We start from the raw sequence: 14,824 nt of genomic DNA, 5'->3' as shown, positions 1-14,824 counted from the left end.
TGCTCGGACGAGCGGTGGTCGGGCGGGCGTACGGGCTTACACGGGGGCCTCGGCGACCGGGCCCCGCCAGTCGGCGCCGGCCGCGGCCGGGCGCGGTGCGCGCGCGGGGCAGCAGCCGACCGGGCACAGGTCGTGGCTCGCGGCGAGGGCGCCCAGGGCGCAGCGCTCCGGGGTGCCGCCCCGTTCGGTGGCCGCGCGCTCCAGGAGGAGGTCGCGGACGGCCGCGGCGAACCGGGGGTCGGCGCCCACGGTGGCCGACCTGGCGACCGGCAGTCCCAATTCGGCGGCCTTGGCGGTGGCCTCGGTGTCGAGGTCGTACTTGACCTCCATGTGGTCCGAGACGAACCCGATGGGGGCCATGACGACGGCCGGGACGCCCGCGGCGTGCCGCTCTTCCAGGTGGTCGCAGATGTCCGGCTCCAGCCAGGGGATGTGCGGTGCACCGCTGCGGGACTGGTAGACCAGCTGCCAGGGGTGGTCCACACCGGTCTCCGCGCGGACGGCGTCCGCGATCGTCCGGGCCACGTCCAGGTGCTGGGCGGCATAGGCCCCACCCTCGCCGCCCCGGGTGTGGTCGCCGGGGGTGCCGGAGGTGTCGGCGGCGGCGGTGGGGATGGAGTGCGTGGTGAAGGCGAGATGGGCGCCGTCCCGCACGTCCTGGGGCAGTTCGGCGAGGGATGCCAGCACCCCGTCGACCATGGGGCGGACGAAGCCGGGGTGGTTGAAGTAGTGCCGCAATTTGTCGACCTGCGGCACCGGCAGGCCTTCGTCCTGCAGGGTGGCCAGCGCGTCGGCGAGGTTCTCGCGGTACTGCCGGCAGCCCGAGTACGAGGCGTAGGCGCTGGTCGCCAGGACGGCGATCCGGCGGTGGCCGTCCTGAACCATGGTGCGCAAGGTGTCGGTCAGGTAAGGCGCCCAGTTGCGGTTGCCCCAGTAGACGGGCAGGTCCAGGCCGTGTGCGGCGAAGTCGCTGCGCAGCGCGTCCAGCAGCTCCCGGTTCTGGGCGTTGATGGGGCTGACGCCACCGAACAGGAAGTAGTGCTGCCCCACCTCCTTGAGGCGCTCACGGGGGATGCCGCGGCCACGGGTGACGTTCTCCAGGAACGGGACGACGTCATCGGGGCCTTCGGGGCCGCCGAACGACAGGAGCAGCAGGGCGTCATAGGGGCTGGGATCGCGCTGTTCGGGCATGCCATCGATCCTGCCACCCTTCCCGAGGGGGCGGCGGGCAGGCCCCGGCGCGGACCGGGCCGCCGGGCCGGGGGGCACCGCCGGAAAACCGGAGGCGGCCGACGGCACACCGGCCGTAAGCTGTATCGGCCACAGACATCCCTTACCGATCTTCGGTCCTCACCGGCGGAGCACTCCCGTTGCCCAGTCCCTACCGCGCCATTTTCGGCCGCCCCGGCACCAAGTCGTTCTCCGCCGCCGGACTGCTGGGCCGGATGCCCCTGTCGATGATGGGCATCGGGATCGTCACGATGGTCTCCCAGCTGACCGGCCGCTACGGCCTGGCGGGCGCGCTGTCCGCGACCCTCGCGCTGTCCGCCGCGGTCATGGGCCCGCAGATCTCCCGGCTGGTGGACCGGCACGGCCAGCGCCGGGTGCTGCGCCCGGCCACCCTGGTGTCGATCGCCGCGGTCGCCGGTCTGCTGCTGAGCGCGCAACAGCGCTGGGCGGACTGGGCCCTGTTCGTCTTCGCGGCCTGTGTGGGGTGTGTGCCGAGCGTCGGCTCGATGATCCGGGCGCGCTGGGCGGAGATCTACCGGGGCTCCCCGCGCGCGCTGCACACCGCGTACTCGTGGGAGTCGATCGTCGACGAGACGTGCTTCATCTTCGGGCCGATCCTGTCCATCGGCCTGTCCACCGCGTGGTTCCCGGAAGCCGGTCCGCTGCTGGCCGCCGGTTTTCTGGCCGTCGGGGTCTTCTGGCTGACGGCGCAGCGTGCGACGGAGCCGGTGCCGCACCCGCGGGAGCAGCACGCCAAGGGGTCGGCGCTGCGCTCACGGGGGCTGCAGGTGCTGGTGGTGACGTTCGTGGCGACCGGCGCGATCTTCGGGGCGATCGACGTGGTGACCGTGGCGTTCGCCGAGGAGGTCGGGCACAAGGCCGCGGCCAGCCTGGTGCTGGCGGTCTATGCGCTCGGCTCGTGTCTGGCCGGTGCCGTCTTCGGGCTGCTGCACCTCAAGGGGCATCCGTCCCGGCGGTGGCTGGTGGGGGTCGGTGCGATGGCGGTGAGCATGGTGCCGCTGCAGCTGGTGGGTTCGCTGCCGCTGCTGGCCGTCGCGCTGTTCGTCGCGGGGCTGTCCATTGCCCCGACGATGGTGACCACGATGGCGCTGATCGAGGAGCATGTCCCGCGGTCGAAGCTGACCGAGGGCATGACCTGGACCAGCACCGGCCTGGCGGTGGGCGTCGCGCTGGGGTCGTCGGCGGCCGGCTGGGTGGTGGACGCCGCGGGGGCCACCCGGGGCTATCTGGTGCCGGGGGCGGCCGGTCTGCTCGCCGCGCTGGTGGCGTTCTCCGGCTACCGCAGGCTCCGTCCGCAGCCCGCCCCCGCGCTGGCGGGCCCGGCCGCGGCAGGCGGGCTGCCCGGCCAGGGCGACACGGAGCGGCAGGGCGAGGAGAGCGTCGCGTAGGGCCGGTCCGGCGGAGCTCGGGTCGCAACGGGCCGGTTCGGCGCGCGGCGTGAACGGGGGCCGCCCGCTTGCGTGTTACCGGCGGTACGAGATGTCCGGGAGCAGGTCGGTTCCGGCCGGTTCCCCGCTCATGTGATTCCCGTCACCCCTCCTGGATGTCGCGTCGGTGACTGACATCATGCGCTCACACCAACGGCGGCCGCCCGCGGCCGGCCCGTGCGGAGGGAGGGGACGTCACCATGGCAGTCAGCAACGCCGTCGGCGGCTCGGGAGGGCGGGGTCCGGCCACCGGGCCCTGGCGCAACTGGGCGGGCAATGTCACCGCCCGCCCCGCCCGGAGCGTGGCCCCGGCGAGCACCGGGGAGCTGGCGGCCGCGATCCGCGCCGCCGCCGCGGACGGACTGACGGTCAAGGCAACCGGCACCGGCCACTCCTTCACCCCGGCCGCCGTCACCGACGGACTGCTGATCCGCCCCGAGCGGCTGACCGGGATCCGTACGGTCGACCGCGAGGCCGGGACGGTGACGGTGGCGGCCGGTACGCCGCTCAAGCACCTCAACGAGACGCTGGCCGCGCACGGGCTGTCGCTGACCAACATGGGCGACGTCATGGAGCAGACCGTCTCCGGGGCGGCCGGTACCGGCACCCATGGGACGGGCCGCGACTCGGCATCGATCGCCGCCCAGATCACCGCCCTCGAACTGGTCACCGCCGACGGCTCGGTCCTGACCTGTTCCGCCGGGGAGAACCCGGAGGTCTTCACCGCGGCGCGGCTGGGCCTGGGCGCGCTGGGCGTGATCAGCGAGCTCACCTTCGCCGTGGAGCCGGAGTTCCTGCTGACCGCCCGCGAGGAGCCGATGCCCTTCGACGAGGTGACGGAGCGGTTCGACGAGCTGGCCGCCGAGAACGAGCACTTCGAGTTCTACTGGTTCCCGCACACCGGCAGCTGCAACACCAAGCGCAACAACCGCAGCCAGGGCCCGGCGGCGCCCCCCGGGAAGGTCAGCGGCTGGATCGAGGACGAGCTGCTGTCCAACGGGGTCTTCCAGCTCGCCTGCAGTGTCGGCCGGGCGGTGCCGGCCGCGATACCGGGCATCGCCAGGATCTCCAGCCGCGCGCTGTCGGCCCGTACGTACACCGACATCCCGTACAAGGTGTTCACCTCGCCGCGGCGGGTGCGGTTCCTGGAGATGGAGTACGCGCTGCCCCGCGCGGCCGCGGTCGCGGCGCTGGGTGAGCTGAAGGCCCTGGTGGAGCGCTCCGGCTTCAAGGTCAGCTTCCCGGTGGAGGTGCGCACCGCGCCGGCCGACGACATTCCGCTGTCCACCGCTTCGGGCCGGGACACCGTGTACCTCGCCGTGCACATGTACCGCGGCACGCCGCACCAGGCGTATTTCGCGGCCGCCGAGCGGATCATGACGGCGCACGACGGGCGTCCGCACTGGGGGAAGCTGCACACCCGCGACGCCGCCCATCTCGCCGACGCCTATCCGCGGTTCGGTGAGTTCACCGCGGTACGCGACCGGCTGGACCCGGAGCGCCGGTTCACCAACCCGTATCTGCGGCGGGTCCTGGGGGACTGACCGACGACGGCCGTGCCGCGGAGCCCATCAGGGGCACCGGGGCACGGCCGTCGCGGCTCCACCGGGCGGGTCCGTTCCTTCGGACGGTCCGCCGGGGTCAGGAGGCGTCGGGGGCCGGGGCCTGTCCGTCGGACTCCTGCTGGTGCTGCTGGTCCCCCTGGTCCTCGCCGCCGGTCGAGCCGTCGCCGTTGCCGGTGCCACCGTCGCCGGTGGCATCGCTCGGGGACGGGTTCGGGGACGAGGGCGTACCGGGGTCCGGCGACGTCTTGTCGCCGTCGGACGGGCTCGGGGCCGGCGACGGGGAGTCGCCGTCCGTTCCCTTGCCCGTGCCGGGGTCCTCCGACGTGCCCGGGTCCGGGTTCGGCTCACCGCTGTTGCCGTGGCGCTTGCCGTGCTCCGGGGAACCGGGATCGGGCGACTGCGGCGAACCGGGCTGCTGCCGGCTCCCACCCCCGGTATGGGTGATGTTGCTCAGCGTGGTGCCCTTCTCGCCGCTCGGCGTCTGCCCGGTGACCAGCTCGGTGCCGGTGACCACCCCCATGGCGAGCGCAAAGACCGCGAGCGCACCGAGCGCCGGCCGCTTCCAGCCGCGCAGCCGGGTGCCGTACGTCGTGGTGCCGAGCTCCTCGGGCGGGCCGGCCGGGTGGCGCGCGGGCCGGCCCGCCGGGTCGGCGGGCGCCGGGGCCGGCGCCATGGTCCGCCCGTCGAGGCGCGGCACCAGTTGCGTCCGGTCGGCGGGCCGCCCGCTGCCCGCGCTGTCCGCCGTGCGCGGGGCGCCGATCGCGCCCTGGCCGGCGGCGCGCAGCATCCGCGTCGCGTCGTCGGACTGCGGAGCCGGGTGGGCACCCGCCGGATCACGGCGGCGGGCCTGCTCGGCCCGCGGGATCAGCTGGGTACGGGCCGTGTCGCGCCCGGGTGTCCTGGCGGCGACGGAGGTGACTTGGTCCTCCGTGCCCTGCCTGTCGAAGGTCGCCAGCACCATCGTGGAACCGGCCTGCCGAGCGTGCGGTGCGGTGGATCGACTGCGGGTGGAGGAGAAGCGGCGCGGCTTCGGTCGCGTGGTGACCGTCGCCTCCTTGATCTGTTCGCCGGTGCGCCGGAACAGGTGGTGGAATATCGAGCCGCCGGTCGTGGCCACGACACTGACCAGACCCGCGCCGATGATGGTTCCGTAGACGCCGAGCCGGCCCGCGAGGTACGCGGCGACGGCCGCAGCGAGCGCGCTGCCGGCAACCTGAGCGATGCTCAGGTCTATCCGCTTCTCCTTCTTCTTCGTGTCGGTTTCGGTTTCTTCGTCCATCTCCTACCTTTGATAGCCCCTTCGATCCATCTTGCATGGAGAAGTGACCATTCGGCGGAGCCATTAGTTCCGATTTTGGGGAATCTGTGAAACTCGCCACCTGAGCGCCAGGTAGAGAGGTCGACAAGGCGACCGAACACCCTTGCCCACCCAGAAGTTCGGCGGCGCGGCGGTCCACCTAAGTGGTCCAAATGGAGTACTGTGGCGAGCCCTGGCCCCGGTTCCCGTCCGGCTGCCCGGAACCCGCGGGAGGGGCCCTGAAGGCGGCACTCACCCGGGGCGCCGCCGCTCAACACGGGTGCACGGCGACAGGGCAAGCGACACGGTCACTGAGCGTGGCGAACAGGTAACCGTGTCATAACGGCGTTTCAGGGCCAAGCCCCGACACGCCGGGCAACTCGGCAATGTTGTGGCAGGCTGCACCCGGGCAGGCCACACTCGACTAGCGGAAGCAGCGACGCACGTGACGTCGGCAGGCACCACCCGGGAGGTCCCCATGCCCGAACTGCGTGTCGTGGCCGTCTCCAACGACGGCACACGGCTGGTGCTCAAAGCTGCGGACAGCACCGAGTACACGCTTCCGATCGACGAACGGCTGCGCGCCGCCGTCCGCAACGACCGCGCGCGTCTCGGCCAGATCGAGATCGAGGTCGAGAGCCATCTGCGTCCACGGGACATCCAGGCACGTATAAGAGCCGGTGCCTCCGCCGAAGAAGTCGCCCAGCTCGCCGGTATCCCCGTCGACCGGGTGCGGCGCTTCGAGGGCCCGGTGCTCGCCGAGCGCGCCTTCATGGCCGAGCGGGCTCGTAAAACGCCCGTGCGACGCCCCGGTGAGAACACCGGCCCGCAGCTCGGTGAGGCGGTCGCGGAGCGGCTGCTGCTGCGCGGGGCCGACAAGGAGAGCGTCCAGTGGGACTCCTGGCGCCGGGACGACGGCACCTGGGAGGTGCTGCTGGTCTACCGCGTCGCGACCGAACCGCACTCGGCGAGCTGGACCTACGACCCGCCGCGGCGGCTCGTCCAGGCCGTGGACGACGAGGCGCGGGCACTGATCGGCGAGAGCGACGACACTCCCGAGCCGAGCTTCCCGTTCGTACCGCGGATCGCGCGGCTGCCGCGCGACCGGCCGCTGGACCGCGCCCTGGACCGGCAGTCGCCCGAGCGCAGCGAGCGCGCGGCGCAGTCCGGCGGTGAGGACGACGAGCCGCGGGTCGCGGAGGAGGCCACGGGTGAGCGGGAGCGGGATTCGCTGACCAGCCTGCTGGAGGCGGTACCGAGCTTCCGTGGCGACATGGTCGTACCGGAGAGCGCCAAGTCGCCGCAGAGTGACGAGGAGTCCGAGGCCGAGGTCGAGGAGCCGCCCGCCCCGGCGGCGAGCGCGGGCGCGGGTTCCGCGTACGCCGATGTGCTGATGCCGCGCGCGGTGGCCGGGCATCGTGACCGGCTGACCGGGACGACGGACCGGCAGGCCGAGGCGGACGGGGTACGGCCCGGGCGCCGTGCCGCGGTGCCCAGTTGGGACGAGATCGTCTTCGGCACCCGGCGCAAGAAGCCGGAGTAACGGGGCCGCCTGCCCCCAGCGCGTAACGCCGTCCGCCCGCCCCGGCTTCCCGGGGCGGGCGGACGGCGTCGTACGAGGCCTCGTCACAGGGCCCGGCGGGGGCTCAGCCGGGCTGCGGGCCGGTGGCGATCGGACGGGACGGGTCGGCCGACCACTCGCTCCAGGAGCCGACGTACAGCGCGGCGGGGATGCCCGCGACCGCGAGGGCCAGCACCTGATGGGCGGCGGAGACCCCGGAACCGCAGTAGACACCGACCTCCACGTCCGTGGTGGCACCCATCGACGCGAACCGCTTGGCCAGGTCAGCGGCGTCACGGAAGACGGTGTCCCCCTCGACGACGTTCTCGGTCGTCGGTGCGGACACGGCGCCCGGGATATGGCCGGCGACCCGGTCGATGGGCTCGACCTCGCCCCGGTAGCGCTCGGCGGCCCGGGCGTCCAGCAGGACGCCGCGGCGGGCCAGGGCGGCCGCGTCATCCGCCGTGAGCAGCGGCAGCGCGCCGGGCAGGGGCGTGAAGTCACCGGCCGGCGGCGCCGGTTGCTCGATGCTCAGGGCGCCGCCGGACGCCTGCCAGGCGGCGAGACCGCCGTCCAGCACCCGCACATCGGGGTGGCCGGTCCAGCGCAGCAGCCACCAGGCGCGGGCGGCCGCCCAGCCCTGGGCGCCGTCGTAGACGACCACAGGACGGTCCGCGCGGACGCCCGCGGCCCGCATGGCCCCGGCGAAGACATCGACGTCGGGGAGCGGATGACGGCCGGCCGGACCGGGGCGCGAGGCGAGCTCGCTGTCGAGATCGACATAGACCGCGCCGGGTACGTGGCCAGCCGCGTACTCGGGGCGGCCGGGCGGCCCGCCGAGCTGATAGCGGACGTCCAGGAGCACCGGCGGGGTGGGCCGTGCCAACTCGCTCGCGAGTTCGGTAGCGGTGATGATGGCGTTCATGGGACTCATCCTTGCGTAGCGACGACTACGTACAGAAGGTGGGTGCCCACCCTCCGTATGGCGCAGTTACACCCTGCCGTATCACCGCCGAAACGGATGGGGGAACGTCAAAACGGGCATTCTCCCTCGCGAACGTGCCATCGACGGCGCGGCCGGGGCGCACACCAGGTCACCGGGTGCGAGCATCTGGACGGGACCCGCGCCCGTACCGCACATGGTCAGCACCCGACGCTCCGAGGAGAGAGTGACAATGACGACCGAGGCAGCGACCCGGCGGATGCCCGGCGCGCCCTGCTGGGTGAGCCTCCTGGCCCACAGCCTGCCCGCGACGCAGGAGTTCTACGGCGCGCTGTTCGGCTGGGAGTTCCGCCCGGGGCCGCAGCACTTCGGTCCGTACGCCCGGGCCTTCCTCGACGGCCGGGAAGTCGCCGGGGTCGGTGAGCTGGCACCCGACCGCCATCTCCCGGTCTCCTGGACCACGTATCTGGCCAGCGATGACGCGGATGTGACCGCCGAGCAGATCCGTTCCTGCGGTGGGACGGTGGGCGTCGGGCCGCTGGACGCCGAGGACGACACGGGGCGGATGGCGATCGCATCCGACCCGCAAGGAGCGATCTTCGGCGTCTGGCAGGGCAGGTCGATGATGGGCACCGCGTTCACCGGGGAGCCGGGCACCGCCGTGTGGAACGAGCTGGTCACCCGGGACACCGGGTCCGTCGGGCCGTTCTACGAGCATGTCTTCGGTTTCGAGGCGGAACTCCAGGCCTCGGACGACGACGCCGACTTCGACTATCTGACGCTGCATCTCAAGGACCACCCGGTGGCCGGCATCCACGGTGTGGGCAGCGCCCTGCCACGTGACCGGGGCTCCCACTGGATGACGTACTTCGCCGTCTCCAATACGGACGCGGCCGCCCGCCGGGTCATCGAGCTGGGCGGGCGCGTACAGGACGGCGCCCGGGACTCCGCGCACGGCAGGCTGGCGACCGTCGCCGACAGCGAGGGCGCCGTCTTCACGATCATCCAGCGACGCTGAACGCCGGTCACACCGGGCCGAGTCCACCGTCCGGCGCGGACCGTCCCACGACCGTGTGGAGGGGCCTGTGGGCGTGGTCGGCGCCGCGCCGGTCATCGGGACCGCCGGTCGCCGCCTCGGCCCGTCCGCGGCTCCTACCGCATGCTGTCGACCGGCAGTACGTCCGGGGAGAGCGCGGCCGCGCGGGCGGTCGCCGAGGTCTGGCGGCGGCGGTGGTGACGTCGGCACAGGACCTCGTAGCCGACCTCGGCCGGGGGGCCGTCCACGTCACCGACGACATCGCCGACCACGACCTGAGCGCCCTCGACGACCATCCGGTTGCCGACCGTACGGGCATTGTGCGTGGCGCGGGCGCCGCACCAGCACAGCGCCTCGACCTGCAGCACCTCCACCCGGTCGGCCAGTTCGACCAGGCGCTGGGACCCGGGGAAGAGCTTGCTGCGGAAGTCGGTGGTGATACCGAAGGCGAAGACGTCCAGTTCGAGGTCGTCGACGACCCGGGCGAGCTGGTCGATCTGTTCGGGGGCGAGGAACTGTGCCTCGTCGGCGATGACGTAGTCGACCCGGCCGCCGGAGGAGAGATGGCCGACGACATGCGCGTAGAAGTCCATGCCGTCGGCCGCCTCGACGGCCTCGGTGACCAGACCGAGGCGGGAGGAGAGCTTGCCCTGACCGGCCCGGTCATTGCGGCTGTAGATCATTCCCTGTAGTCCGCGGGAAGAGCGGTTGTGCTCGATCTGCAGAGCCAGCGTCGACTTGCCACAGTCCATCGTTCCGGAGAAGAACACCAGCTCGGGCATGGGAAGTTGCGGGCCTTTCGGGCTCGTGAGGAGGGCGGGGCGACGTGCGGGCGGGCGACCGTACGGGTCAGGTGCGGACTTCCAGGAGCGGCACCAGCTGCTCCACCGGGGTCATGGAGCCGTGCATCCCGACCATCTCCGACTCCCGGGGCTCCCGTTCCGTCGCGATGATCACCATATCGGCATGGGCGGCCGCGACGACATCGCCGATCCGGGCACGCACCCGGTCGTCGATCTGCGGTCCGAACCACCCGGCGGCGATGGCCTCTTCACGGCTTGCCACCCACATCTGCTCACCGACCACCTCGCGCCATACGGCGAGCACATCGGCGGCCGCGCCCGGGTGGGCGTACACATGCCGGGCCCGGCCCTCGCCGCCCAACAGGCGTACGCCGGCGCGAAGTTCCCAGTCCTCGTCGAAGTCGATCCGGGACTCGGGGTCGAACGGGATGTCGATCATGCCGTGGTCGGCGGTGATGTAGAGGGCGCTGCGCGGCGGAAGCTGCTCGGCCAGCCGCTGTGCGAGCCGGTCGACGTACATCAGCTGGCCGCGCCAGGCATCGGAGTTGACGCCGTAGCGGTGTCCCTTGCCGTCGACTTCGGAGTAGTACGTGTAGACCAGCGACCGGTCGCCGGCGGCGAGCTGCTCGGCGGCGAGGTCCATCCGCTCCTCGCCGGAGAGCCGGCCGTGGAAGGTGCCGCCGCTGAGCGCGACCTTGGTGAGCGGAGTGTGCTGGAAGTTCGGTGCGGAGACCTGGCAGGTGTGGATGCCGGCGTTGTCCGCGAGCTGGAAGACCGTCGGATACGGCTGCCAGACGTAGGGGTCGGTCCAGGGAGACCAGCGCAGCTGGTTCATCAGGGCGCCGGTCGCCGGGTCCTCGCAGGTGTAGCCGGGCAGACCGTGGGCGCCCGGCGGCAGTCCGGTGCCGACCGAGGCGAGGGAGGTGGCGGTGGTGGACGGGAAGCCCGCGGTGAGCGGACGGCCGCTGCCGTTGAATGACGTACCCAGGAGCGAGGTGAGGAACGGTGCCTCCTCCGGGTGGGCACGCAGCAGCTCCCAGCCGAGGCCGTCGATCAGGAAGACACAGGCCCGGTCGGCGGGGGCCAGCTCCATCGCACCGGCGAGGCCGGGTATGCCCAGCCCGGCGGCGATGGTGGGCAGCAGATCGGCGAGCGAGGCGGTGCCGTATCGGGGCACCGGGGCGCTGAGCGGGTCGAGCGGTTCGGGTTCCGGCCAGGCGGGGGCGGTGTGGACCATCAGCGGGTGGTGGTGGCCGCGGTGGCCTCGGAGAGTGCCTGGGCGAAGGTGAGCGTCTCGCGCACCGAGTCCGGTCCGTCCCCGGCCTCGCTGACCCGCAGCGAGAGGTCGTCGGCGGTGGAGGAGCCCGTGTAGCCGTGGTCCGCCTCGCAGTTGGGGTCGCCGCAGGCGGCGGGCTCCAGGTCCAGGCGGGCGACCGCGCCCCAGCCGATGGTCAGTACGACCTCGCGGGGCAGCTGGCCCGGGGTGTACGACTCCGGGTTGGCGACCACGCGGCTGAGCACCACGGAGGAGATCCGGCCCAGCTTGACGGACTCGGTGGAAGTCGTGGCGTACGGCGACGGGGAGGTGGCGTCGGCGGCCTGCTCGTCGGTATGGCTGACGATGAAACGGGTGCCGGTCAGGACCAGGACCGTGACATGGCGGCGGACCTCGTTGGCGTCGAAGGTCGTCTCTTGATGGACGAGGTACGACACCACGGGCTCCCCGCCGACCGCGGCCTGCACCGCCTCGGCCACGAGCGTCGGGTAATAGCCACTGCGCTCGATCGCCGCGCGCAGCCCCTGGGTCGTCGTACCGGTCTTAGCCATGGAGCCCATCTTACGGGGCGTACCGGGCCGCGAGAGCCTCAGTAGACGGGCAGCCGGCGGGGGCCGAGGTCAGTCGTGGCGGGCGGCCGGGCCAGCCGGACGGTGGCGCCCAGGACGGAGAGGCCCTGGGCGGCGACGACGACCGGTTCGAGGTCCACACCCACGACCTCGGGGTGGTCGTCGACGAGCCGGGAGACGCGCAGCAGCACCTCCGCCAGGGCGGCGGTGTCCACGGGCTGGGAGCCGCGCCAGCCGAACAGCAGCGGGGCGGCGCGGATCGAGCGGATCTGCTCGGCGACCTCGCGGTCGGTGGCGGGGATGAGGCGGTGGGCGATATCGCCGAGCAGCTGGGAGGGCGCCCCGGCCAGGCCGAAGGAGAGGACGGCGCCGGCGGCGGGGTCGATGGCGGCCCGGACGACGGTGTCCACGCCGCGCGGCACCATCGACTGGACGACCGGGCGCAGCTCCTCCGGGGAGCCGAGGAAGTCGGTCACTTCGGTGTAGGTACGGCGGAGTTCGGCCTCGCCGGCGATGTCCAGGCGTACGCCGCCGAGGTCGGGGCGGTGGCGCAGATGGGGTGCGGTGGTCTTGAGGGCCACCGGGTAGCCGAGGCGGGCGGCGGCGCGGACGGCGGTGTCCGGGTCGGGGGCCGGGAGGACGGGGTGCGTGTGGATGCCGTAACGGGCGAGCAGGGCCTCGGCGTCCTGGGGCGGCACCGGGACGGAGCTGCCGGTGGGGACGTCGGGGGTGAGCCGGTCCAGGAGGCGCTCGATGTCGGCGCCGGCCGCGGCCTCCTGGATGTCGTCGTACTCCGGCACCCGGCCCGGGTCGGCGGCCTCCCGGCGCCAGGCGGCGTAGCGGACGGCCTCGGCGAGCGAGCGGACGGCGCGCTCGGCGGCGGGGTAGGCGGGGATGCGGAGGGGCTCACGGCGGGGCCGGCGCGGGGTGTCGGCCTCGGCGTCACGGGCCGGGGGCGCCTGACGTGCGGTGAGGGTGGGCGGTGGGCCGGTGGGGACCGGGGGGCGCGGGGAGCGGGACGGGGCGGGCGGGACCGGGGGCGGCGGTGCCGGGTCCACGGGGCGGGCCGCCGGCTCGGGGCGGGCCGGCTCCTCCCCGGCGGGAGCTGCGGACCCGGCCGGCTGTGCCGATGCCGCGAGCGTCTGTGCCAGGTCGTCCATCGCGAGGTGGACGACCGTGACCGGCTTCTCCGGGTGGGCGGCCGCGGCGGCGCGCAGGGCGTCGGCGAGCGCGGCGCCCTCGCTCCCGCCCGGGGAGACGGCGGCCCCCTCCCCCACCCAGGGGATGGCCGTGACGACCACGGCATCGCAGCCCTCGGCGGACAGCGCCTCGGCGAGCGCGGCCCGGAAGTCGTCCGGTGTCGCGGCGGAGGCCAGTACACGGGGGCGCTGCGGGCGCAGCCCCTCGGTCAGGCAGGCGTCGTACGCCAGCAGCGCCAGCGACTCGGAGTTGCCCAGGATGGCGATCCGCGGGCCGTCCGGCAGCGGCTGGGAGGCCAGCAGCAGCCCGGCGTCGATCAGCTCGGTGACCGTGTCGACGCGGATCACGCCGGCCTGGCGCATCAGGGCGGCGACGGTGCTGTCGGGGACCCGGACGGTGGGCACGGCATGGCCGGGCGGGGCGGTGCCGTTGTGCCGGGCCCCCTTGGCGACCACCACCGGTTTGACGGCAGCGGTGCGGCGGGCGAGCCGGGCGAACTTGCGGGGGTTGCCGATGGACTCCAGATAGAGGATCACAACATCGGTGTCCGGGTCCTCGTACCAGTACTGGAGCAGGTCGTTGCCGGAGACATCGGCGCGGTTGCCGGCCGAGACGAAGGCGGAGATACCGGCGATACCGCCGTCACCGGGGCCGCGCGCATGCAGTCCGCTGAGCAGGGCGATGCCGATGGCTCCGGACTGGGTGAACAGCCCGATGTGGCCGGCACCGGGCATCTGCGGGGCGAGGGAGGCGTTCAGCCGGACACCGGGAGCGGTGTTGATCAGCCCGAAGGCGTTGGGCCCGATCAGCCGCATGCCGTACGAGCGGGCCTGGCGGAGCAGGGCGCGCTGCCGCTCCCGGCCGTCCGGGCCCGCCTCGGCGTAGCCGGAGGACAGGACCAGCACGCCCTGGACGCCGTGTTCGCCGCAGTCGCGGATCACGTCGGGGACGCGGTCCGCGGGGACGGCGATGACGGCGAGGTCGACCGGGTCGGTGATCTCCCGCAGGGTGCGGACGGCCGGTACGCCTTCGGGGTCCAGCCGCCGCAGGTCCGCGGGGAAGGCGTGGTTGACGGCGTGCACCCGGCCCGTGAAGCCGGAGTCGAGGAGGCTGCGCAGGGCGGTACGGCCGACGCCGCCGGGGGCCCGGCCGGTGCCGATGACGGCGACCGAGCCCGGCGCGAGCAGCCGCTGTACGGAGCGGGCCTCGGCGCGCTGCTCACGGCCGCGCATCACGGCCATGGACTGCTCGGTCGGCTCCAGATCGAACTCGAGACGGACCACGCCATCCTCGAAGGTGCGCTTGTGGGTGTAGCCGGCGTCCGTGAACACCTTGATCATCTTGGAGTTCGCGGGGAGCACCTCGGCGGCGAACCGGCGGATGCCCCGTTCACGGGCGACGGCCGCGATGTGCTCCAGGAGGGCGGAGGCGACTCCGCGGCCCTGGTGGGCGTCCTGGACGAGGAAGGCGACCTCGGCCTGGTCGTCCTCGGGGTTCTTGGCGGGCAGTCCCTGGTCGTTGATCCGGTCGTAGCGGACGGTGGCGATGAACTCGCCGCCGATCGTGGCGGCGAGGCCGACCCGGTCGATGTAGTCGTGGTGGGTGAAACGGTGCACATCGCGGTCGGACAGCCGCGGGTAGGGCGCGAAGAAGCGGTAGTACTTCGACTCGTCCGAGACCTGCTCGTAGAAGGAGACCAACCGCTCGGCGTCATCGGGGGTGATGGGGCGGATCCGCGCCGTGCCGCCGTCGCGCAGCACCACGTCTGCTTCCCAGTGGGTCGGGTACGCGTGCTCCGGCGGCGTCTGCATGCGGACAGCGTACGACCGGCCACCGACAACCGACCCGGCGCGCGTACGCTCGGGATGCGGGGCAGGCTGGGACGCCGTAGGACGT

General features: G+C 73.2%; 11 protein-coding genes. 4 read left to right on the top strand and 7 right to left on the bottom strand.

Going from position 1 to position 14,824, the window contains the following annotated elements; all coding sequences use genetic code 11:
* Window positions 1–36: 36 nt before the first annotated feature.
* Window positions 37–1,191: a ferrochelatase gene (locus tag AB0C46_RS18940; protein ID WP_362828951.1), complete on the bottom strand. Its 1,155-nt coding sequence runs from the start codon at window positions 1,189–1,191 to the stop codon at window positions 37–39.
* Between the two features lie 179 nt (window positions 1,192–1,370).
* Here AB0C46_RS18940 and AB0C46_RS18935 point away from each other — a divergent pair, with 179 nt between their 5' ends.
* Complete coding sequence (locus AB0C46_RS18935) at window positions 1,371–2,639, top strand: MFS transporter (RefSeq protein ID WP_362828949.1); 1,269 nt, start codon at window positions 1,371–1,373, stop codon at window positions 2,637–2,639.
* 239 nt (window positions 2,640–2,878) lie between these two features.
* The gene (locus AB0C46_RS18930; RefSeq protein ID WP_362828948.1) at window positions 2,879–4,222 is read left to right on the top strand and encodes a D-arabinono-1,4-lactone oxidase; all 1,344 of its coding nucleotides are present in this window, start codon (window positions 2,879–2,881) and stop codon (window positions 4,220–4,222) included.
* A 97-nt stretch (window positions 4,223–4,319) separates the two neighbouring features.
* Here the strand turns inward: AB0C46_RS18930 and AB0C46_RS18925 are convergent, their stop codons facing one another.
* A complete protein-coding gene (locus tag AB0C46_RS18925; RefSeq protein ID WP_362828947.1) occupies window positions 4,320–5,522 on the bottom strand; it encodes a hypothetical protein in 1,203 nt (400 codons plus the stop codon).
* Window positions 5,523–6,018: 496 nt separating this feature from the next.
* Between AB0C46_RS18925 and sepH the strand changes: the two genes are divergently transcribed.
* Window positions 6,019–7,083 carry a septation protein SepH gene (sepH, locus tag AB0C46_RS18920; RefSeq protein ID WP_362828945.1) on the top strand — a complete coding sequence of 355 codons (1,065 nt, stop codon included), beginning with the start codon at window positions 6,019–6,021 and terminating at the stop codon, window positions 7,081–7,083.
* Window positions 7,084–7,186: 103 nt separating this feature from the next.
* Here the strand turns inward: sepH and AB0C46_RS18915 are convergent, their stop codons facing one another.
* Window positions 7,187–8,026, bottom strand: a complete 840-nt coding sequence (locus tag AB0C46_RS18915; protein WP_362828943.1) for a sulfurtransferase — start codon at window positions 8,024–8,026, stop codon at window positions 7,187–7,189.
* Window positions 8,027–8,276: 250 nt separating this feature from the next.
* Between AB0C46_RS18915 and AB0C46_RS18910 the strand changes: the two genes are divergently transcribed.
* Complete coding sequence (locus tag AB0C46_RS18910; RefSeq protein WP_362828941.1) at window positions 8,277–9,062, top strand: VOC family protein; 786 nt, start codon at window positions 8,277–8,279, stop codon at window positions 9,060–9,062.
* 134 nt (window positions 9,063–9,196) lie between these two features.
* On the opposite strand, the gene AB0C46_RS18905 is transcribed toward AB0C46_RS18910, so the two are convergent.
* From AB0C46_RS18905 to AB0C46_RS18890, 4 genes are all read right to left on the bottom strand, one after another.
* A complete protein-coding gene (locus AB0C46_RS18905; protein WP_362828940.1) occupies window positions 9,197–9,862 on the bottom strand; it encodes a thymidine kinase in 666 nt (221 codons plus the stop codon).
* 67 nt (window positions 9,863–9,929) lie between these two features.
* The gene (locus AB0C46_RS18900) at window positions 9,930–11,120 is read right to left on the bottom strand and encodes a nucleotide pyrophosphatase/phosphodiesterase family protein (protein WP_362828939.1); all 1,191 of its coding nucleotides are present in this window, start codon (window positions 11,118–11,120) and stop codon (window positions 9,930–9,932) included.
* On the bottom strand, window positions 11,120–11,710 hold the full coding sequence (locus tag AB0C46_RS18895; RefSeq protein WP_006602644.1) for a DUF5998 family protein: 591 nt from the start codon (window positions 11,708–11,710) through the stop codon (window positions 11,120–11,122). The genes AB0C46_RS18900 and AB0C46_RS18895 overlap by 1 nt, the downstream gene beginning before the upstream one ends.
* A 38-nt stretch (window positions 11,711–11,748) precedes the next feature.
* Window positions 11,749–14,739 (bottom strand): GNAT family N-acetyltransferase, encoded by a 2,991-nt coding sequence (locus tag AB0C46_RS18890; RefSeq protein WP_362828937.1) that lies wholly within the window; start codon window positions 14,737–14,739, stop codon window positions 11,749–11,751.
* Window positions 14,740–14,824 lie beyond the last annotated feature (85 nt).

The organism is Streptomyces sp. NPDC048637 (assembly GCF_040650675.1).
Classification (GTDB): Bacteria; Actinomycetota; Actinomycetes; order Streptomycetales; family Streptomycetaceae; genus Streptomyces.
This window is presented reverse-complemented; position numbering and strand designations above follow the sequence as displayed.